Origin of the sequence: Fluviicola sp., assembly GCF_030151805.1 — a bacterium.
Taxonomy (GTDB): Bacteria; Bacteroidota; Bacteroidia; order Flavobacteriales_D; family Crocinitomicaceae; genus Fluviicola.
The window spans coordinates 1-21,481 of record NZ_JASLCN010000346.1 but is presented as its reverse complement, the minus strand read 5'-3'; the positions used below and the strand labels follow the sequence as shown (position 1 = coordinate 21,481).

Annotated in this window: 14 protein-coding genes; 8 read left to right on the top strand and 6 right to left on the bottom strand. The window is 42.2% G+C overall.

The features are described 5' to 3' along the window. The first annotated feature begins 15 nt into the window (after positions 1-15). The 3 genes from Q1V93_RS13200 to Q1V93_RS13190 are packed head-to-tail and all read left to right on the top strand — an operon-like array spanning position 16 to position 5,766. Positions 16-1,257 (top strand): T9SS type A sorting domain-containing protein, encoded by a 1,242-nt coding sequence (locus tag Q1V93_RS13200; RefSeq protein ID WP_300665355.1) that lies wholly within the window; start codon positions 16-18, stop codon positions 1,255-1,257. A gap of 4 nt (positions 1,258-1,261) precedes the next feature. After that, positions 1,262-4,603, top strand: coding sequence for a LamG-like jellyroll fold domain-containing protein (locus tag Q1V93_RS13195; RefSeq protein ID WP_300665354.1), 3,342 nt, complete (start codon positions 1,262-1,264; stop codon positions 4,601-4,603). A 5-nt stretch (positions 4,604-4,608) separates the two neighbouring features. Then, positions 4,609-5,766, top strand: a complete 1,158-nt coding sequence (locus Q1V93_RS13190; protein WP_300665353.1) for a TIGR03364 family FAD-dependent oxidoreductase — start codon at positions 4,609-4,611, stop codon at positions 5,764-5,766. 367 nt (positions 5,767-6,133) lie between these two features. Here the strand turns inward: Q1V93_RS13190 and Q1V93_RS13185 are convergent, their stop codons facing one another. After that, on the bottom strand, positions 6,134-6,715 hold the full coding sequence (locus Q1V93_RS13185) for an XRE family transcriptional regulator (protein ID WP_300665352.1): 582 nt from the start codon (positions 6,713-6,715) through the stop codon (positions 6,134-6,136). 94 nt (positions 6,716-6,809) lie between these two features. Beyond that, positions 6,810-7,403: an XRE family transcriptional regulator gene (locus Q1V93_RS13180; RefSeq protein WP_300665351.1), complete on the bottom strand. Its 594-nt coding sequence runs from the start codon at positions 7,401-7,403 to the stop codon at positions 6,810-6,812. A gap of 255 nt (positions 7,404-7,658) precedes the next feature. Between Q1V93_RS13180 and Q1V93_RS13175 the strand changes: the two genes are divergently transcribed. From Q1V93_RS13175 to Q1V93_RS13160, 4 genes are all read left to right on the top strand, one after another. Next, positions 7,659-8,813, top strand: a complete 1,155-nt coding sequence (locus tag Q1V93_RS13175; protein WP_300665350.1) for a zinc-binding dehydrogenase — start codon at positions 7,659-7,661, stop codon at positions 8,811-8,813. Between the two features lie 10 nt (positions 8,814-8,823). After that, positions 8,824-10,065 (top strand): alkaline phosphatase family protein, encoded by a 1,242-nt coding sequence (locus tag Q1V93_RS13170; protein ID WP_300665348.1) that lies wholly within the window; start codon positions 8,824-8,826, stop codon positions 10,063-10,065. A gap of 5 nt (positions 10,066-10,070) precedes the next feature. After that, the gene (locus Q1V93_RS13165) at positions 10,071-13,424 is read left to right on the top strand and encodes a LamG-like jellyroll fold domain-containing protein (RefSeq protein WP_300665347.1); all 3,354 of its coding nucleotides are present in this window, start codon (positions 10,071-10,073) and stop codon (positions 13,422-13,424) included. An 87-nt stretch (positions 13,425-13,511) separates the two neighbouring features. Further along, a complete protein-coding gene (locus tag Q1V93_RS13160) occupies positions 13,512-16,607 on the top strand; it encodes a TonB-dependent receptor plug domain-containing protein (RefSeq protein ID WP_300665345.1) in 3,096 nt (1,031 codons plus the stop codon). A gap of 33 nt (positions 16,608-16,640) precedes the next feature. Here Q1V93_RS13160 and Q1V93_RS13155 read toward each other — a convergent pair whose 3' ends face one another. Next, entirely contained in the window at positions 16,641-17,342 is a 702-nt protein-coding gene (locus Q1V93_RS13155) for an HAD-IA family hydrolase (protein WP_300665344.1), read from the bottom strand. 227 nt (positions 17,343-17,569) lie between these two features. On the opposite strand from Q1V93_RS13155, the gene Q1V93_RS13150 reads away from it, so the two are divergent. Continuing rightward, positions 17,570-18,916 (top strand): DUF5690 family protein, encoded by a 1,347-nt coding sequence (locus Q1V93_RS13150; protein ID WP_300665342.1) that lies wholly within the window; start codon positions 17,570-17,572, stop codon positions 18,914-18,916. 143 nt (positions 18,917-19,059) lie between these two features. Here Q1V93_RS13150 and Q1V93_RS13145 read toward each other — a convergent pair whose 3' ends face one another. The 3 genes from Q1V93_RS13145 to Q1V93_RS13135 all read right to left on the bottom strand — a co-directional run. Beyond that, positions 19,060-19,815 (bottom strand): DUF1295 domain-containing protein, encoded by a 756-nt coding sequence (locus Q1V93_RS13145; protein WP_300665341.1) that lies wholly within the window; start codon positions 19,813-19,815, stop codon positions 19,060-19,062. 50 nt (positions 19,816-19,865) lie between these two features. After that, a complete protein-coding gene (locus Q1V93_RS13140; protein ID WP_300665340.1) occupies positions 19,866-20,837 on the bottom strand; it encodes an NAD-dependent epimerase/dehydratase family protein in 972 nt (323 codons plus the stop codon). Continuing rightward, the coding region (locus Q1V93_RS13135; protein ID WP_300665338.1) for an exopolysaccharide biosynthesis polyprenyl glycosylphosphotransferase at positions 20,837-21,481 on the bottom strand (645 nt) is incomplete at its 5' end. The genes Q1V93_RS13135 and Q1V93_RS13140, both read right to left, overlap by 1 nt.

Sequence of the window (21,481 nt, the reverse complement as noted above, 5' to 3'; positions counted from 1 at the left end):
TAAAAAGAAACAATGATGAAAACAAAACTTTTACTTCAAAGCTTCATAGCTTGTGCTATGACATTTACATCCCTTGCACAAGATGCGGATGACAGTTATAAATTGCTGTTTATCGGGATTGACGGTTGCAGATCCGATGCATTGCAGCAACAAATCACAAACGGAAATGCTCCGAATATCAAATCTGTTATGGATGCCGGTTTGTATACGTTTGATTCCTGGCATTTGGGGATTACTTCTTCCGGGCCATCCTGGTCTGATATGCTGACCGGAGTTTGGGAAGGTAAACATGGTGTTACCAGTAACAATTACACCGGAAGTAATTACAACACGTTTCCTTATTTCCCTAAAAGGGTAAAGGAGTGCAGGCCCAATGCAAAAGCCGTTCAGATTACGTCCTGGTCGCCAATGAGTGATAATGTTTACAACGACGGATGGAACAGTAAAATCGTGCCGCCAACAGATGATGCCTGTGCATCGGTAGCCGTAACTCAATTAGCTGATGCAAGCCTGGATATTTTATTCGTTCATTTCGACGATGTGGACGGAGCGGGTCACTCCAACGGATTCAACCCGGCAGTTTCGTCTTATATGAATGCAATCGCTTATGCAGATACAAAAGTCGGACAGGTTCTTCAGGCATTGTATGCGCGTCCGAATTATGCGAACGAAAAATGGGTGATTCTTTTAACAACGGATCACGGCGGAACAGGAACAACGCACGGTGGAAACTCGAACGATGAGCGTCATATTTGGTGGACAGCTGCAGGATACAATATTCCTCATTTACAAATCACTGCAACAGATCCGGGATCGTACCAGTTCGGAACTCCTCCAACAACAACTGCCATTTACAATACACCTGTTTTAACAGATATCGCGTGCACGGCAATCGACCATTTGATCCCAAACAATACTTGTATCACGAACAATACTGCTGCCTGGAACTTAGATGGGAAATCCTGGTTGGACGAAGGGAATTTGTTTGTAGAAGACAATGATGCTGCGGCTGCATTTGCAATCTATCCGAACCCGAATAACGGGGTGTTTGATATCGTTTATGACGGTCAAACGGCACAGACTTTCACAGTGAGTGTTGTTGATTTAAACGGAAGTGTCATTCATTCAGGTGATATGACTAATTATTCGGCATATTCCAAACAAAAGATTGATATCAGCTCCCTGGCTAACGGAACGTATTTATTGAAAATTCAAACAGGTAATTCGATTGTTACCAAACGAATCATTAAAAGATAAAACCATGAAAGCATTTTCATTTGCACTAGTATTTCTTGGAACCTTCCTCACCTTTGGTCAGGGGTCTAAAGGAGCAATTGATTTCTCTGCAAATCCGGGTGGAAAAAATCACGTCGATTTGGGAAATTTACCTTTGGGAACAAGCGATTTCACGATTGAGTTCTGGTATAAATCCAATGCGGATGCCAGCGATCCGGCTATTTTCTCCAATAAAGACTGGAATTCGGGAGCAAATACAGGGATTAATTTCAACTTTCAATCCACTGGAAATACCTTTAAAATCAATTTCAAAGGAGCTACCGGGGTTAGAAAAGATTTAACGATCAGTGGATTTACGTTCACTTCCGGCTGGAACCACATTGCGGTAACAGTAAGCAGAGCGGATTCATTGAAATGTTATTTAAACGGAGTTCAAAAAGGATCGATGCTTATTTCTGCATCAACCGGAGATCTGACATCTGTAAATACGTATAAGCTGGGGCAGGACGGAACAGGAAATTACCCTTACCAGGTTACCGGTAAACTGGATGAATTCAGAATCTGGAACACGGCTTTGAGTCAAACTCAGATCAAAGATAGAATGTGTACAGAATTGGCTGGAAACGAAGCGAATTTATTGGTTTACTATCCGTTTAATGATGCGCCGGGAAGTGTTGTTCAGGATTTGACAACGAACTATCCGGGAACTTTGCAAAACGGAACTGCTGCAAGCTGGAGCACTTCAGGTGCGCCAATCGGAAATCAGAGTACGTATTTATACACCAATTCCTGGACGGGAGCAAACCTTTCGTTAAACGGAACTTCCGGTTCTGTTGTGTTGGATAATATTTCCGGAGCGCATAAAGGAATTCAGTTCTACAAAGTAAACGGAGTACCGCTCAATCAGAATGGAATTCCATTACTTTCAGCGACGAATGATTACTTCGGAGTATTTTATGTGGAGGCAAACGGAAGTTCTTCTGTCATGCATTTGGATTATGCAGGAAATACAGATGCACAGGCAAACGAGTCGAATATCATTTTGTTTTCACGTGCAGCAAATAATACAAATCCCTGGTTGGACGCAGCAGCGACAATCACTACTTCGACCAATTCCCTGGTTGATACGATTACTGCTTCATCCGAGTTTATCCTTGGGTTTGCCAATGCGGTGTGTGATGATCCGGCAAATTACAGTGCATCAAACATGACTTTCAGCAATGCTTCCATCGGATGGACAAGCTCGGCGGCTTCTGTATCTATTGAATACGGGATAAGCGGATTCAGTATCGGATCGGGAACGGTGATTGCTTCCAGTAACTCAACGGAAGTCTTAAACAATTTGACTCCAAACACCTCTTATGATGTGTATCTGACTGCTCAGTGTGCTGGCGGAGTGCTTTCCAATACCGTTGGTCCGATTACGTTCCAGACATTGAGTATTCCGGGTAATGTAAGTCAGGGATCAGGTCTTGCGATCAACAATACTAGTTCGAATGGGTTTGTAAACTTGTCTAACGGAAAAGTAAGTGCTGCATCCTTACAGCTTCCCACTCAAAATATTACCGTTGAAGCCTGGGTTAATCCGAGAACATTCCAAACCTGGGATGGAATTGTGAGCTTTATCCAGGATAACGGATCTTACGAAAGAGGCTGGGACCTGGAAGTGAGAGACAACAATAAATTTGCTTTTGCATTGACAACCAACGGAGTGATTACTTACCTGGAAACAACTTCTTCCTTTGAACCCAATAAATGGTATCATGTTACCGGAACGTATGATGGAACGACTCAGAAAATCTACGTAAACGGACATTTGGAAGGGACAGGAACAGCAAACTCGGGACCAATTGATTATTCGGACTCCTGGTTAGCGGTTGGTTCGTACAAAGATGACAACGAATCAAACACTTTAGACGGACAAATTGATGAGGTGCGTATTTGGAACACGACGCGCACGGATGCGGAAATTCAGGCGGGTATGTGTCATAAATTAACGGGATCCGAAACAGGATTGACTCATTATTACCGTTTTGATGAATTGGGAAGTACACAGCCTGCAAATTTGACGGGGCTTACGGCTCCGGGAAGTTTCAGCAACTTAACAATTGCGAATAAGATTCCTTCAGGTGCTCCGGTCGGAGATACATCTGCAAGTATCTATGATCAGGCTGCCTGGAACGGAGTTCAGGTTGTGCTTCCAGCTGCAAATGGATTTCATCCTGCGGTATTGGCGTTAAACGGACATCCGCACGGGATTCATTTGTATCAGATCAACGGAACCCCTGATGGAGATTTGAATACGACTGTTTTGAACAATTTACCGAATTATTACGGTGTTTTCGTTGCTGAAAACGGAGCGTTTGCACCGGCTCAATTCACATTTAAATGGGATTACAGTGCAAATCCGGCAGCAATGACTGCAGAATCTGACTTGCGATTAATCTCGAAGAATAGCCGCATCAATCCGTTATGGGCTTTGAATGAATATACACAGAACACAGCTCAGCACTTTGAGCTTTCCGATACAGCGGTACTTCGTAAGGAATTTGCTTTAGCAACGGATCTTTCAAGTGCTTGTTCGTTGCCGGATGTAATCACTTCAGTGGATAACGGAACTGCCGGAGCAACGATTTTCTGGAACAACGGAGGATCGGGAATATCGAACGTTCAATGGGGAGAAGCAGGTTTCACGCTTGGAGCCGGAACAATCGAATCCAATATTGCAAGTGATTCCCTTGAATTGAGTAATTTGAATGGTGATTTCACGTATGAAATTTACATCCAGGATTCATGTGCAGGTGGAAACAGCATTTGGGTTGGTCCGTATGTGTATCAACCGGAAGTGTGCGAATTGCCGACTAATGTCGCGATGTTGTTTGTAACAGATACAACTGCTCAGGCTTCCTGGGATCAGTTGAACGGAAACGACTGGACTATTTCATGGGGACCAGCCGGGTTGCAGCCTGATTGGGGAATTACAGCAAATAGCTCTCAAGGTACCTATACGTGGGAAGGATTGTCTCCGAATACTTCTTATGAGTTTTACGTGAAATCCAATTGTGCCGGAAATAGCACTACATGGGCAGGACCGATTCCATTTGTGACAACGGATATTGCAGGAATTGAAACGTACCAGAATTTATTCAGTTTGTATCCGAATCCGTTTAAAGAATCGTTTACTGTAAAAGGAACACACCACATTGATGCACTTGAGGTTGTTAACACTGCCGGGCAGCGTGTTTCGTTTACGACAACAACTGCAAACGGATTCGTAGTAATTGACGGTATTCAGGAGGCAGGAATTTATTTCCTGACAATTACTACCGAAGGGAACAGACAAACATATAAGTTAGTAAAAAATTAATTAGAATGATCGCATCAAAATACGATGTAGTGGTTGTGGGCGCGGGAATACTAGGAACATTCCACGCTCACGCCCTTGCTAAACTTGGAAAGAAAGTAGCCGTTTTTGAAAAAGACTCCACACCACGGGAAGCAACTGTCCGGAATTTCGGGCAGGTTGTTCCTTCGGGCTTTCCAAACGGGCGCTGGCATCAATACGGAAGATTCAGTACGGAGTTGTTTAAATCCATCCAGGCAAAAAAAGACATTGGAATTCATTCGAACGGTTCGCTTTACATTGCTTCCGATGAAAGTGAAATGCAGTTGTTGATCGAGTTACAGGCTCAATTCAATGCAACGGATTATCCGTCTGAATTACTGACCAAAGAACAGGTTCTTGCTCACAGCTCTTTGCTGAAAGGCGACTACCCGGTTGGAGGGTTGTTTTTCAAGCAGGAAGTTTCAGCAGAATCGCGGAGATTGATCCGTTCCATTCACGATTTTATTACAGAAACCGGAAACGTTACTTTTTTCTATGAAACGGCAGTCGTTGAGACACAGGAAACCACTTCCGGCGTCAAAGTAAAGCTGGCAAACGGAAGTGCGGTTGAATGCGAAAAAGTGTTGATCTGTAACGGACGCGATTTTCAGTTTCTCTACCCGGAGATTTTCAAACAGGCTCCTATTGAGATTTCCAAGCTGCAAATGCTGGTATCAACTCCAATTGCAACTCCGCTTCACGGAAATATTCTTACCGGAATGACCGTTCGCCGCTACGAATCATTCAAGGGATGTCCGTCTTACGGGCAGCTTGATCCGAAAAATGCACATCCGGAGTTGGCTGAAAAAGGAATTCATATTTTATTCAAACAACGGCCGGACGGAAGTATTGTGATTGGCGACTCGCATGTTTATGCCGATAACAGTAGTGGTTTCGATGCCGGTTTTGAAGAAGAAGAGTATATCAATCAACTGATCATTCAGGAGGCAAAAAGAATCATTGATGCTCCTGTTCTGCATATTGCAGCTACCTGGTCCGGATTTTACGCACAAATGAAGGGTCATGGAGAAATTTTTGAACACACCATCGGTTCCAATATTCATATTGTAACGGGAATCGGTGGAAAAGGAATGACTGCCAGCGCAGGCTATGCTCATGAACATGTTCAAAAGCTGTTTTTCTAAATTTTTAGTTTTTTTTCTTGGGAACACCGTCGAAAGGCGGTGTTTTTTGATTATCTCTTGTCCGGGAATTTAGGTGATTACCAAAAAAAAGCACGCAGATTACATGGATTTACGCAGATACCGATTGCTATCATCAGTGCAGCGTGAACATTTTTTATCACCTATATTTTCGTACAGAACCTTTGATTAATGACTTGTTTGGGAGTAGATGAGCATCTGTTTGTGCGTTTGGAGGAAAAAATCACCGGAATTCCCGTACAAAACCCGGGTTAAAATAAATGCTCTCAAAATCAGTTCTGTGGCGGCGATTCGTAATATTGCGAATTGGCAATTTTCTAATTTTGCTTAGCTGTTTTGATGCGTTTTTTCAATTATCCGTTGAATGGAAGAAATAAACCACCAGCATTTCAACCTGCTCGTTGCCTTCATTAATCGGAACGTGTGGAATTCTTCCGTTGTAAAATAAAAAGTCGCCTTTTTCCAGCTCAATAAAATCATCTTCCAGGTAGTATTTTACTTTACCCGAAATCATGTATTTCAATTCGTAAGCATCTGTGGTTACTTTATCGCGGATTGCTCCCGGATCAATCGTCAGAATAACGACTTCAATGGTTTCGGAACCGATGTTTGAGCCAAAAGCCATGGAGTAAGTATAGCCTTTCGTTCCCTGTTCTTTTTCGATAATGGTCACATCCTGCTTTTTGACATGGATGTACTTTTTGTCATTATCCAGGTAAATTCCAGTGAAAAAAGCCTGTATATCGACTCCCAATCCTTTGATAACACTCAGCAGCACTTGAAGCGAAGGAATAGAACGACCATTCTCAATTTTTGAAAGCATGCCCTTTGAGATTTCCGACCGGTCGGCTACCTCCTGGATGGATAACTTCTTTTCTATTCGAATGGTTCTTATTTTTCGCCCGAATTGTGGCAGAATGCTGTTTGACATAACTTTGATAATTCAATCAGCCAAAATTAACGATCCTTTTTACTTGGAAGGCCTTTGTGTTGTTTTTTAATAAACAGATAATCTGGAAGGCGTTTTACGAAACTCCCTGTGGAATAAAATAGATCACCAGCAAGGTGCAGACCTTCTCCGAATTGTTTTGCGGTACATGTGGAATATTTCCATCAAAAAACAACGAATCCCCTTCTTCCAGTTTGATTTTTTCATCCTGCAGAAAATAATCAATTTCCCCGGAAATCAGGAACAGGAATTCGTAACCGGCTGTGGTGACTTTTTTTCGCTTTGCCCTGGGATCTAGATGCAATAAGGAAAATTCAACGGTGGAAGATTCAATGGCGCGTTTAAAGATCAGTTCATAATTGAATCCGGTAGAAGCTTCTTTTTGAATCGGCCTGTAATCTTTCTTTTTGATCAGGAAATAGCTCGGCAATTCTTTACTTGTGCTGATGCTGGCAAAAAACTCATTCAGGTCAACCTTTAAAGAAAGAAGTATCTGGAGCAGGGTGTAAAAAGTAGGATGAATGCGTCCGTTCTCAATTTTTGAAAGCATCGCAACACTGATACCTGAAATTTCAGCCACTTTTTGAAGTGTTAACTTTCGTTGTTTACGTAATTCCTTCATGTGCTCACCAACACTCGCGATAATTTCTTCCGGACCCAGCATATTCATTTAAAAAACGACAATATTACAAAGACCATTAGTCATTACCCAGGGAAAAGGAAGATTTCTTGCCGGGTTTAATATTTTCTTAATAAGAAAATTACCTTTCATCAAGTTATAAAACTGAAACTCATTTCGAGTAAGCCTGAAACTACTGTTAATGCCAGTTTAATAATCAAAAAACAAAAATGGTGACAGATTAAATAATTGCTAAATCTGTTTGTAATTTTCATGTGATGAAAAATTATGGTCTAATTTTGCTTCATGAGAAATTTAAATGCAGCGTCACCAACTCTAAAAATAGACCGAAACGAGAACCTTGCACAGGCAATGGTTTTTACAAACCCTAATACACCATTTGAATTAAAAAATAGTTTTCTCCCGGTTCTTCAGGAAGAAGAAGTGCTGGTGAAAATTGAATATACAACCATTTGTACCAGCGATCTGCATACTTACTTCGGAAGACGAACTTCTCCTATGCCAAGCATTTTAGGGCATGAGATCATGGGAACGATTGAAGCTATCGGCTCAGGCGGTAAACGCGATTACTCCGGGAAATTATTAACGATCGGCGACCGTATCACCTGGATGGTTTACGCCTTTGATCCGTGTTGCGACAATGCACGAAAGGGATATCCTCAAAAATCAGAAAATCTGTACAAATACGGTCATCAGAAACTATCGGAAAACGACATGCTGAACGGAGGATTTGCAAGTCATTGCCACCTCAGGAAAGGTACGGAGTTATTCCTGTTATCAAACGAAATTTCAAATCCGGTAGCCGCGCCGATTAATTGCACGCATGCTACTATTTCAGGAGCCATTCGCATATCGGCTAAAAATCCGGTAAACAAAACGTGCCTGGTAGTTGGAGCGGGAATGCTTGGTTTGTCTGCCTGTGCTCAATTGAAAACACTGGGTGCATCTAAAATCATTGTGATGGATATTGATGCTTCCAGGTTGACGTATGCTAAAAAATTCGGGGCAACGCACACTGTTTTATTAGACCAATCAACAGGAGAAATGACCGTTGGTGCTGAAAACTTCCGGGATATTGACCTGGCCATCGAAACAAGCGGAAACCCAAAAACCATTGAATTGACCTTATCCGGTTTAGCTATTGGCGGAGTATTGACTCTTGTTGGTTCCATCTTCAAGCAAGATGACATTTCCGTTAATGCCGAAAACATTGTGAGAAACCTGCTCACTATCCGTGGGTTACACAATTATACGCCTGAAGACTTAAAAAACGCCATTGATTTTATTCAAAAGTACCACGGAGACTTTCCTTTTCAGGAATTGGTCGGAGCAGAATTTCAATTGGAAGACCTGACGGAAGCCTTTGAATATGCAAACCGCTCGGAAGTATTCCGTGTAGGAATCACTCAAACATCCAGCTCATCCTTTTATACAATTTAATATGTTCATTATGAATAGAAAACTTACCTTTTTAACCGCATTAACCTTTAGCTTCTTAAGCTATTCGCAAGATGCCGACGATACCTATAAACTGCTGTTTATTGGAGTTGATGGTGTGCGTTCCGATGCATTGCAGCAACAAATTACGAACGGGAATGCTCCGAATATCAAAAGTATTTTTGATGCCGGAATGTCGACGTATGATTCCTGGAATATGGGAACGACTTCGTCCGGTCCTTCCTGGTCCAACATGTTGACCGGAGTTTGGCAGGCAAAACACGGTGTTTCGAATAACAACTACACGGGGAGTAATTACAATACATTTCCTTATTTCCCGACCAGGGTAAAGGAGTGTCGTCCAGATTTAAAAGCGGTTCAAATCACTTCCTGGGCTCCTATGAGTGACAATGTGTACAACGATGGCTGGAATAACAAAATCATCGTACCAACGGATGATGCTGCCACACAGGTTGCGATCAATCAATTGCAGGATCCGCAACTGGATTTGCTTTTCTTTTACCTGAATGATTGTGATGCAGCAGGGCATGGAAATGGTTTCAATCCGACGGTTGCACCATATATGAATGCCATTGCTTATGCGGATTCTCAAATAGGACAGGTTCTTACTGCACTGCAAGCCCGCCCAAATTATTCCACTGAAAAATGGTTGATTCTGGTTTGTACGGATCACGGTGGAAGCGGAACTTCACATGGTGGAAACTCGAATGATGAACGCCATATCTGGTGGGGAGCAAGCGGGTATCAAATTCCGCACCTGGTTATTACCGGAAGCGATCCGGGTTCATTCACTTTCGGAACTCCGCCAAACCCTGCAGTGATTCAGCAAACACCTGTTCAAACTGACATTGCTGTTACAGCATTGAATTATTTAATCCGTGACACTTTGTGTATTCAATCACATGCTTCTACCTGGAACCTGGATGGAAAGTCCTGGTTGATCAAGGAGGAATCTACAGCAGGATTGGGTCAAAACAAAGCGCTTTCAAACTGGAAAATCAGTCCGAATCCGACAACGGGAATTTGTGAAATCAGTATTCCAAATGCAACGGAGGAATCAACTCAAATCACCCTTTGCCAGTTAGACGGAACAGTTGCATACAGCACAACGATTGCTTCTAATTCATCGAACCAGCAAATTCAATTGGATCTTTCCAATCTGACTTCGGGAACATACCTTATTCGCCTTACAACTAAAGGGCAGACCAGCTCTCAACTAATGATTAAACAATAAACACCATGAAAACAATTTGTTCACTCTTTAAAGTATTTCCGCTCCTCTTCCTGGGTGGAACTTTACTTGCACAGGGAAGTAAAAATACATTGGAATTTGATGGAAACGATGATTTTCTTCAAATGTCCGCACCCTTAAATCTGGGATTAATCAGTCACACCGTAGAAGCATGGATTAAAATCCCGGTGGTCGGAACAGGTGGATTAACAGCAGGAGAACGTGTAGGAGTATTACTTGGTAATTACAATTCTGCAGCGCATCTTAATTATGAATTCACTGCGAGCGGACAAGCCAGGGTCTATTCCAATAGCGGTGAGGTCAACGCGAACGGGCCAAAAGATCTGAGAGACGGACTGTGGCATCATGTGGCATTTGTAAAAGATAAAGTTGCCAATCAAATCCGGATTTATATAGACGGTAATATCGAACTAACGACTTCTACGGTTGGTGCCGATTTGAATACGATTGTTCCTTTTCGTATCGGTGGCGATAACCGTGCTGCAGACGGAGGGTATAACTTTCATGGACAAATGGATGAGATTCGGATCTGGTCGGTTGCAAGAACCGAAACTGAAATTCGAAATGAGATGTGTAAAACCCTGACGGGTACGGAAGCATCGCTTCAGGTATTGTATCATTTGGATGAAACGACCGGAACAACGATAACGGATGCAAGCGGAAATATTTCGTCTGATATGTCAGCAAATATGACTCCTGCTGCCCGTCTTGTTTCAGGTGCACCATTGGGCGATGAAAGTACTTATTCTTACAATGCCAGCTGGTCGGGAATCAGTCAGTCGCTAACTTCTCCAAACGGAAATTTTATGGTAGATGGAATAAACGGAACCTTGAACGGGATTCATGTTTACAAAGTAAATGGAACACCAACAAATCAATCCGGAATTCCTTCCCTGAATACGAACCAAACTTATTTTGGTGTTTTTACCGTAAATGATCCGAACAGTACTTATGCCGTTTCGTATGATTATTCAGGTTATGCGGATGCGGTTACGAATGAGAATTATTTGGGTTTATTTAATCGTCATGCGAACAATTCCAGTCCGTGGAATACTGCTTCAGCAACAGTTGATACTCCAAACAACCGCATCACTTTAACGGATACCGGAAGAACCGAAATTGTATTGGGATTCAATAATGGAACCTGTGACGATCCGGTTATACAAAGCACGACTGGGATTACCGGGAGCAGTGCGATCATCAATTGGATAACCGGAAATGCTTCTTCATGGACCATTGAATACGGTTTGAGTGGATTCACGCCGGGAACCGGGCAAATTATTGTAGCGGGAAACACCGGAGTAACGATTAACGGTTTGATATCGAATACGAGTTATGACTTTTACATTTCGGCAGATTGCGGAACGATCGGAGCTTCTTCATTGGTGGGACCACAATCGTTTACCACATTGCACATTCCGGGTGCAACGTATCTTGGACCTGCAAGATCCATGAAATTTGACGGAGACGATGATTACATTCAATTGAACTCGCCGTTAAACATCGGGATGGGAAGCCATACTTTTGAAACGTGGGTGAAAATTCCTGTCGTAGGAACGGGAGGCCTTACAGCTGGTGAGCGTGTTGGTGTATTGATTGGAAGCTATAACAGTGCAAATTCCATCAACTACGAAGTTTCTGCAGATGGGAAGATGCGTGTCTACTGGAATGCGGCAGAAGTGGATTTCACCTCAACGAACTCCAAAGATTTACGCGATAACAACTGGCATCACGTGGCTTTTGTGCGGGATACTACCATTCATAAATTCCAGCTTTACATTGACGGGATTTTAAATACAGAAACGACTTCAAGCGGTACGAATGTCAATGTTACAGTTGCTCACCGCATTGGTGGCGACAGAAGAAATAGTGATGGCGGACCTAGTTTTCACGGTGAAATGGATGAAATCCGGGTTTGGGGAATTGCAAGAACGGCAGAAGAAATTCGCGACTACATGTGTGAAATGCTTTCCGGGACGGAAAATGACCTGATGCTTTATTACCGTCTGAATGAAGAAACCGGAACTGCAGTTACGGATCTGACCGGAAATAACCCGGGAGTGATGACGAATGGAGTTGACGCGAACCATTTAATTTCGGGAGCGCCGATCGGAAATGATTCGGAGCACATGCATGGTGCAGCAGATTGGTCGACAGTGGAAGTGACTTTAGCTTCAACAAGTGTTGGAGCCGGGAAATTGCGTGTAGCCAGTGGTTCACCTGCCGGAATTCACTTGTATCGCGTGGATGGAATTGCCGACAATCCTTCAAACTTGCCTTTGGTTCAAAATGAAAACGCATACTACGGAATATTTGTTTCTGAAAACATTGCAGGCAGCAATAAAGTGCAATTTACCTGGGATTACAACTCATACAGCAACGCACAAACCGTTGAAGCCGATTTGGCTCTGCTGAACAGAAAAATGAATAGCACACCTTCCTGGACGATCAACCCGGCAAATTCAAACCTTCCGGCAAACAGTATTTCAAGTGATTCCATGATTGTCCGTGGTGAGTTTATATTAGCGACAAACAATTTGATCGCGTGTTCATTGCCTTCAGGTATAGAATTGACAAACCAGGAAATTGACAATGCCGATATCTCATGGACGAATGGCGGATCCGGAATTTCGAATATTCAATGGGGAATTGCAGGGTTTGAAGTCGGAAGCGGAACTTTTGGTTCGAACATCACATCACATACGGTACATCTTCAACCGTTGGCTCAGGATGTTACTTATGAATTCTATGTTCAGGATTCGTGTGCCGGAGGAAACAGTCCGTGGGTTGGACCTTTCGCATTCTCGGGTGAGCGTTGTCTGGAACCATCCAACATTACCAGCTTTGACGTGACCGATGTATCAGCTTCGATCTCCTGGTCGGGAGCCAATGGAAGTGACTGGACAATCGCGTGGGGAATTCAACCGTTGGGAAATCCGGAATGGGCCATTCAAACAGGCGCACCGGGAATTCCGGCGACTTTGGAAGGGTTGGCTCAGAACACGACTTACGAATATTATATCCGGTCCAATTGCAGCATTGGAAATTCAACTTGGGTTGGTCCGTTCCAGTTTCATACGGAAACGTTAGGAATTCAAGAGTTTTCAGGAAATCAGTTTACGATTTTTCCGAATCCTAGCAAAGGACATTTTAAGATTCGTTCGGAGGAGCAAATTGAGCAGGTTCAATTGTTTGACAACCATGGAAGAGAAGTACGTGTAACGACTCAACTGCTTTCTGATGGAATACAGATAGATCAGGATTCCTTAGAAGCAGGTGTGTATACTTTAGGAATTCGCACCGGTGAGGAAATCGTTTACCGCAAAATAATCATTGAATAAAACAACTCATAAAAACGGAGGATTTTTAAAGTCCTCCGTTTTTCAATTTTGACCAATCGAATGAAAAGAGGTTTACTTCCTGTAAAAATGAACAGATTATTCCATCTGTTTTTTCTGTTTCCGGTCTTCACAGTTTCTTCTTTTGGTTACGCCCAAACTACAAAGGTCACAGGCCGGTTAATGAATGAAAAATCACCTGTCGATTTCGCACTTGTGAAACTTCTTCCTTCATCGTACTCCACCTTTACGGATGTGAATGGTTTTTTCGTTTTTGATTCCATTTCATTCAGTCTTGATTCCGTCCGAATCAGTTGCACTCATGAAGGGCGAACATGGAATACACATTGGATTCACTTCTCTCAAAGTGCAACGGTTGATCTTGGTGTCGTTTATCTGAATGAGCACAGTGAAAAATCAGGAGAAATCGAAGAGGTGACTGTTTCGCATAAACACCGGCATGGAAATCAAAAAGCGGCACATGATGATCGTCACGATCACGGAATCGGAGAAACAAATTACATCGGAGCCAATCAGGATGCTACTCAGAGTGTTGCGGATGACATCAAAAAAATGACTTCCATGCATGTGGGACACGATCATGGAGAAGGAAATGAGTTGTCAATGAGGGGAACTCCCTGGGATTGGAATGTCGTGTTGTTTGACGGTGTTCGTCTTCCGATAGCAAACGCATCAGGAACGAGATCTGTGAGTTTGAGTGTTATTCCCAATTCCTTGATTAACTACCTCGATGCTTCCAAATCCAGCCGGCCTGATTTACCCGGCGATGCGATCGGCGGAATCATGAATTTGATCACCAAAGATGAATCGGACTCGCTTCTCTTTAAAATAAACATTTCGGGCGGATATCATTTTCAAGCCCAGCAACCGTTGATCAACGGGAACTTTATCTTAAGTAACAGTACAAAAAATAAGCGTTGGGGATATGTTTTAGGTGCTACTGCTTTCACAAGAAATACAAACGATCAGGCACTTCATATTCAGTATTTCGGAGAATACGGGCATTCGATCCGCCGGTTTTCCCTTCAGAATAATAACGATCCCAAAGGAACGTATTCTGCTTTGCTGGGAGGTTTTTACCAGGTTAACAAAAGGCTTAAGATCAGTTATAAAGCGCTTGGAAGCTTGAATACTTCTGCATCCTTTTCGAGGGAATCGAGATATGATTATTCCTCCAGTCTGATCACCTCGCGACAAGGTTTTTCCAATGCGCAAACCATTCTGTTTGGCGGAAAATTATCTGTTCAGTACGATCCGACATCAAAACTCCACCTTGAGCTGACGCAAGCTTCTTACGGAACTCAATTTTATTATCCGAACTTCCCTTATGCCAAAGGCGACGGAAGAAATGGAGAACTGTTTATTGACTTTACACAACCCAATGTGGTGTTTCAGGATATGATCTATACAGATGATGCCGGCAACGCTTATTCCAGTGACGTGAATGGCCTTCCTGTTATTCCGAATGGGGTTAATCCGGTTGGGAATTTAAACCGCTACAAATACATTGACGGAGATCAACCGGCAAATACCACTGCGGATTCCTGGAAACAGGTTCGGCCGCAGGTCAAAACCACCGGAGCATCCTCTTTTCAATTTGATCGTGCATTTTCTGAGATCAATCATTCACGGGAAATCGACCCTGTTCATTTGAATCTTTCTTCCGTATGGAAACCTAATAAGAACGTGAAACTTCAATCCGGAATTTCATTTACGCACAAAACCGGAGAACGAAAATTGTCCCTGCACGAATGGTATCAAAACACCCAGGTTCAAAATAGCCCGATCTTATTATCGTCTTACGAATTGCAACCCAACCCGGCATCTTATTTAAGTAAACTTCCCAATTCCAATGAAGCCTATTTATTATCAGGTTTATCAAACGGAGAAATCAAAGCCTTCATTCCAAACACGGATTCCAAAACCTATGAGATCCCAATGACTGTTGGAAATTACAATTACCGGTTTTTCTCAGGTTCTAATTATGCTTACAAGGAAGATTACGGACAGGTTTATTCCAAAGCCATTGTTCAGTTGAATAATCGTTTGGGAATGGAAGTAGGGTTGCGGATTGAACATACACAAACCCAAATCACAGTCGATACGGTTTTATATGATAACAATAAGTTGTACCTGGCGAATGTCTATGAAACGGGGAAAGGGGAATACTCGTTGGTTCCGGTTGAAAATGATCCTTATTCCGGGAAATTAACTCCTGCAGTTAGTAATACAGTTGCTTATCCTATTGAAAAGCTAGCGAGAAATACGACCTACAGCGCTTTTCTTCCCATGATCAATTTCAAATTTGATGCAACCAAAAAGACAGTGCTTCGCGCATCACTTACCTGTTCTTACAGGCGGCCTGTCTTTGAAGAGTTGAAGCCCGGCCAACCCGTTATTGATTACAATCAACTGGAATATACTTTGGGAAACCCCGATTTGAAACCGGCTTATGCATGGAATGTTGATTTTACCAGCAGTACATATCTTCCGCATGAGCAACTTCTTGAGTTTGGCATCTTTGCCAAGCGGATTGACCAGTTGATTTTCAAAACGGTTTCTTACAATACGGACCAATCGTTGGGAATCCGAACCAAATCCTACCAGAATAGTGCTACACCGGCATACCTTGTCGGAGCAGAATTCAATTTCCGGAAACTATTTTCTTTTTTGCCGGGTATTTGGGAGGATCTTGGAATAGAAGTCAATGGAGCTGCAACGTATTCCCGGTTTCAGGTTCCGGGTAAAACCTTTAAACAAGCACTCCCGAATCAACCCAATTTCCTGAGTAATATCCAGTTGTTTTTCGATGGGCACGAATCCGGGATTTTTGTTTTAATAAGTGCGAGTTACACGGGAGATTATACAACAGAAATCAATACGGCAGCTGTATCGGATGGAACGCAAAGCAAGGTGCTTCTTCATGCTTCCAACCGGGATTACGATCAATTTATCCGCCATAGATGGGAAGGATCTTTTTATGGTGAATACACGTTTAGAAAAGGGATTTCGGGTTACATTGCCGTTAACAATATTTTCAATAGTCCCCACCAAATGTATCGGGGAAGCGAGCAACGGATGATTACTTCGTCCTATGACGGAATGAGTATCCGGGGTGGGTTGAAATACCAATTTTATCAAAAAAAGAAAAAGTCCCGGCAATAAATGCAGGGACTTTTTCTTTTAACCGGAATGCGTTTAAGCTACCTCAACGGATAATCCTAAAATAGATTCCAGCTCAACCAATGAGTCTATGATGTAATCCGGGTTTGCCAATGCTAATTCTTCTTTAGGCTGGGCACCGGAAGTAATTCCAATGGAATAAATGCAACCAGCGGCTTTCCCTTCTTCAATATCGATGCACGAATCGCCTACTTTTACAACTTGTTTCGGATCTGAAATCCCGCCTTTATGCATGGCAAGTTGGATCATGTCCGGATTCGGACGCCCTAATACCACGTCGTCTGCAGTCACCAGGAAATCATAATCAACACCTTCCGTCCAATTCAATTTGGATAATAATCCTGTTGCAGTTATACGATCATAACCCGTATTCAAAACAATTTGAATGGAAGCACTTTTCAGTTTTTGAAAAACCTCCAGGGTGCGATCGAAAGTTTTCACCTCCATTTCAAGGTAGGCTGTTTTTAATTCCGACTTGAAATAGTCAAAAATGGTGTCAACATGCATAATGTTAATATCCTTTCCTTCCAGATTTGTCAGAATATCAATAATAGCGGTTCTTTTTTCCTTTCCGGCACAATAACTCAGCACCTGATCCAGGGTGAACATGTGATCATAATGCGCAAGTGCTTTTTGAATTGTCTTATAGACAACATTATCCTCATCTACTGTTGTTCCTGCCATGTCAAAAACCACCATTCGAACTTGTGAATTCATTCAGTTTATAATTTATTAGACTTAAAATTAAATTGCTTCGTTGTGAAAATTCACTGATTTTTAGTAGTCATTATTTTCACTCCAACAAAGATAGTGAAGTTTCTTATGAGTAAACAAAAAAACAGATTTGTTTAAATATTTAATAATTGAGTAACAAAACCATAATGAACAAAAATGTCAATAATAGCGTCTTATTACCGAGTTTTGTATTTTGAATTAGAAATACAATGTTTAACTATAGTAAACAAATATCGCGATTATTGGAGCGAAAATCAATCCTTTTCGTTTTTTGGTGTTTTATAGCCAGTTTCGGTGCTTATTTCACCATGTATGCCTTCAGAAAACCATTCAATGCCGCAGAATACTCCGGGTTCAGTGCATTCGGAATGTCCTTAAAAACAGTGTTGATTTTATCCCAGGTTTCAGGCTACATGCTTTCCAAGTTTTTAGGTGTGAAAGTTATTTCTGAATTGAAAGCAAACAAGCGCGTCATCCTGATTATAGGATTGATCGTTTTTGCACAATTGGCGCTTATCGGTTTCAGTATCGTTCCTGTTCCGTTGAAATTTGTTTGTCTGATTCTGAACGGGCTTCCCTTGGGGATGGTTTGGGGAATTATCTTCAGTTTCCTGGAAGGCAGAAAGTTGACGGAGTTGATTGCTACCGGACTTTCAGTGAGCGCTATTGTCTCTTCCGGATCGTTGAAGTCTCTTGGTCGGATGCTCATTGAAAATTACGGAGTCAGTGACTTTTGGATGCCTGCGTTGATCGGATTTTTCTTTCTGCCTCTTTTCCTGCTGTTTGTTTGGATGCTGAGCGTCATTCCTGCCCCGAACGAAAAAGATGTTGCCCGGAAATCGAAACGCTTGCCCATGACAAAAGAAGGGCGGAGAAAGGTGTTTCTGGCGTATGGAATTGCTGTTTTTACTTTGGTGCTGACTTATACGATGCTTTGTATTTACCGCGATTTCAGAGACAATTTTGCGGTTGAAATCTGGCATGAGTTAGATTCGAAAGGAGATACTTCCGTATTTACGGCAACTGAAATTCCCATCGCATTGGCGGTGATTTTAATTACTTCCACACTTGCATTTTTCAAGAGCAATTTCAAAGGATTGTTTTTCACATTTACCCTTATTTTCATTGGATTATTGTTAATCGGATTCTCCAATTTTCTATTCACGATGCATATGCTTTCCCCGATCGTCTGGATGACTTTGAACGGATTGGGACTGTATATGGCTTATGTCCCTTTTCAAATAGTCGTATACGAACGTTTTGTGGCTTTATTCAAGATCAACGGAAATGCCGGTTACTTCATGTATCTTTCTGATAGCGTTGGTTATTTGGGCAGTATTCTGGTGCTTGTTTACAAGGAATTCTTTGTTTCCAAAACAAACTGGCTGGCCTTTTTTCAATCTCTTAGTTACAGTATTATGATTGCAGGATTCATCTTGTTACTTGCAGCAAGTCTTTGGATTGCCCGCAGGTATTTAACTCAAAGAAAGTCTGAATACGGAGAAGAAGAGGGAAGTAAAATAGCGTTTGCGGCAGATTTGGACAGTCAGGCGTAACATTCGTGGTTTATCTAAAAGGAAACTTAACCTGATTGTATCAGCTGTTTGAGGAGCTTTAAAAGGGGGAAGTATATCTTACAGAACTTCCCCGGGAGGGAGATTTTAATTCTCTTTCAAAAGAGAATTTCTGAATAAGAAATCTAATAAATAAACGGAATCACTGCTTTTCGTTCTTCCGGGTATTCTTCAAACGTTTTCTTATACCATTTGTGATTCGCAACGGCTCTTGGAAACAAGTTGCAGAATGTGAAGAAAGCGAAGCAAAATGCAGGAAGGTTCCAGCACAGAATCGCGAATCCGATCCATTCGATCAATTCTCCGCCCAGATTAGGTGCGGAAATGTATTTAAACGGACCGCCGTAAGGAATTTTATATCCGTCTGTGGGGTTCTTTCTCAGATTGATTAAAATGGTGTCGGAATAGATGTTTGTAAACATTCCCCATACAAATAATGTCGTTCCGACAATAAATTGCCAGGAATTGAACCAATCGTTTGTGTAATTGGAGAAATGGGAAAGATAATACCCGATCAGAAAGCCGTTCGCAAGGTTGTGAAATAGCGCCATTCCGACAATGCTTACCGGGATTTGTTTTCCTTTGGTTCGTGTTCTGAAAGGATAAATAAAGCTTCTGTTGATGTAATGTGCAGTAAAAAGCGAAACAATTGTCCAGTCGACAGCAGAAAGTTTCTTGGGAGAAGTTAAAATAAAGGAATACAACACGACTAAAACGAATGCTTCCATAATGACCCAGCCCCAGCGGTTCGACATGGTTGGTCCCCATTTGGTGGTAGTAAATTTCCCGTAAGGAGCATCTTTGAATTGCAGGCCCAGGTAAGCAATGATTCCCACTCCAATCCAGGCGTAGCAGAAGTAATAGAATGTTTCTTGTGTCATGTAATGTCAATGATTCATAACACCGATATTATTTAAAAACACCATCGGTATTATTGATTTTCCCGGTGCCAAGTTAACAAATCTTTCATTGTTTCTTCGATTGGCCGGGAATGATGCCCCAAATGAATCCGTGCTTTTTCCGATTCGATGTGTTTGTTCCCGAATTCAAGGATTTCAATACTTTCTTTGGTCAGAGAAGGATCTTGTTTCCGGATTTTGTAATAAGTACTGATGAATGGCAAAAAAGATTTTACCAACCCAATTGGCATTTCGAAACACGGAATGCGTTTGCCGGATACTTTGGCCACAACCCGGGAAAGATCTTTCAGTGTGTAATATTTGCCTCCTAAAATGTAGGATTCTCCGGGTTCTCCCTGAGTCAGCGCGTTGCAAATGGAGTGCGCAATATCGCGCACATCGACCCAATTGTAGCCGCCTTTGAATACAAAAGGAACCCGTCTTTTCGACATGGAAACGAAGGCACTGTTCTGCTTGCATTTTGCAAAGTTCGGGGGACCGAAAACAGATGTGGGATTTACAACGATAACGGGAAGACCTTGTTCGAAGTATTTTCTTGCAATGAGTTGTCCGTCGCGCTTACTTTTGTCGTATGAATAAGCCTGATCGGAAACAAAGTGGCGGGTTTCATTCAGCGGCTGATCTGACGGAACATGATTGTAGGCATGAACTGAAGAGAGGTGAACAACACGTTTCAGATTGCTTTTAGCGGCAACTTTAAGTACATTTTCGAGTCCTTCAATATTGATTTTCTGAACCTGCTGATTCTTGTCTCCATTGATTGAAATGATCGCAGCACAATGAATGAGATAGTCGCAGTCATTCATCAATTGAATGAGGGAATTTTCGTTGTGCAAAGAGCCTTTTACGGTTTCAATGTTTCTGCTTTCCAGGAAATTGCTTTTAGAATGAACCAATGCTTTGATGGTGTAATTCCGGCGAAGTAACTCTTCAATGATTGCATTTCCGATGTGCCCGTTTCCTCCCGTAATAGCAACTTTCATTACTTTCCTTTTGCTTTTACAATGATGAGCACCGTATGCATGAGGATTTTGATATCGAGTGCAATGGATCTGTTTCTCAAATAAAGCAGGTCAAACTTCATGCGCTGAATCATCTGATCCACATTTTCGGCGTAGCCGTATTTTACCTGTCCCCAGGAAGTAATTCCGGGTCTCACTTTAGTTAGCTCCAGGAATTGCGGTTCACGTACTTTGATCTGATCTATAAAGAATTGTCTTTCCGGTCTTGGACCAACTAAAGACATGTCTCCTTTCAATACATTGAAGAATTGTAAAAATTCGTCCAGGCGGGCTTTGCGCATGAATTTCCCGATGGGAGTAATGCGTGGATCATCGGTGCTTGAAAGTTGGGGACCGGCTTTTTCCGCATCGATATACATCGTACGGAATTTAATAATCTTAAAAGGTTTTCCATTCAGTCCGATTCGTTCCTGGAAGAAGAGAATAGGGCCGGGAGAAGATAATTTCACGGCAATCGTCAGGAAAATATATACCGGAATCAACAAAATAATGGCTATTAGCGAGAAGAAAATGTCAAAAACTCGTTTGGCAACACGCTGCCAGTAAGGCATTACTTCGGCGTTTACTTCCATGAGCAAAGCCCCGAAAATATTGTTCAGTTTCAC

What these genes read in the sequence shown, in the direction of transcription:
- Q1V93_RS13195 (WP_300665354.1), top strand. Translation starts at nt 1,262, where the DNA reads ATGAAAGCATTTTCATTTGCACTAGTATTTCTTGGAACCTTCCTCACC.
- Q1V93_RS13150 (WP_300665342.1), top strand. Translation starts at nt 17,570, where the DNA reads ATGTTTAACTATAGTAAACAAATATCGCGATTATTGGAGCGAAAATCA.
- Q1V93_RS13145 (WP_300665341.1), bottom strand. Translation starts at nt 19,815, where the DNA reads ATGACACAAGAAACATTCTATTACTTCTGCTACGCCTGGATTGGAGTG.
- Q1V93_RS13185 (WP_300665352.1), bottom strand. Translation starts at nt 6,715, where the DNA reads ATGTCAAACAGCATTCTGCCACAATTCGGGCGAAAAATAAGAACCATT.
- Q1V93_RS13170 (WP_300665348.1), top strand. Translation starts at nt 8,824, where the DNA reads ATGAATAGAAAACTTACCTTTTTAACCGCATTAACCTTTAGCTTCTTA.
- Q1V93_RS13140 (WP_300665340.1), bottom strand. Translation starts at nt 20,837, where the DNA reads ATGAAAGTTGCTATTACGGGAGGAAACGGGCACATCGGAAATGCAATC.
- Q1V93_RS13165 (WP_300665347.1), top strand. Translation starts at nt 10,071, where the DNA reads ATGAAAACAATTTGTTCACTCTTTAAAGTATTTCCGCTCCTCTTCCTG.
- Q1V93_RS13180 (WP_300665351.1), bottom strand. Translation starts at nt 7,403, where the DNA reads ATGAATATGCTGGGTCCGGAAGAAATTATCGCGAGTGTTGGTGAGCAC.
- Q1V93_RS13175 (WP_300665350.1), top strand. Translation starts at nt 7,659, where the DNA reads ATGAGAAATTTAAATGCAGCGTCACCAACTCTAAAAATAGACCGAAAC.
- Q1V93_RS13200 (WP_300665355.1), top strand. Translation starts at nt 16, where the DNA reads ATGAAAACAAAACTTTTACTTCAAAGCTTCATAGCTTGTGCTATGACA.
- Q1V93_RS13160 (WP_300665345.1), top strand. Translation starts at nt 13,512, where the DNA reads ATGAACAGATTATTCCATCTGTTTTTTCTGTTTCCGGTCTTCACAGTT.
- Q1V93_RS13190 (WP_300665353.1), top strand. Translation starts at nt 4,609, where the DNA reads ATGATCGCATCAAAATACGATGTAGTGGTTGTGGGCGCGGGAATACTA.
- Q1V93_RS13155 (WP_300665344.1), bottom strand. Translation starts at nt 17,342, where the DNA reads ATGAATTCACAAGTTCGAATGGTGGTTTTTGACATGGCAGGAACAACA.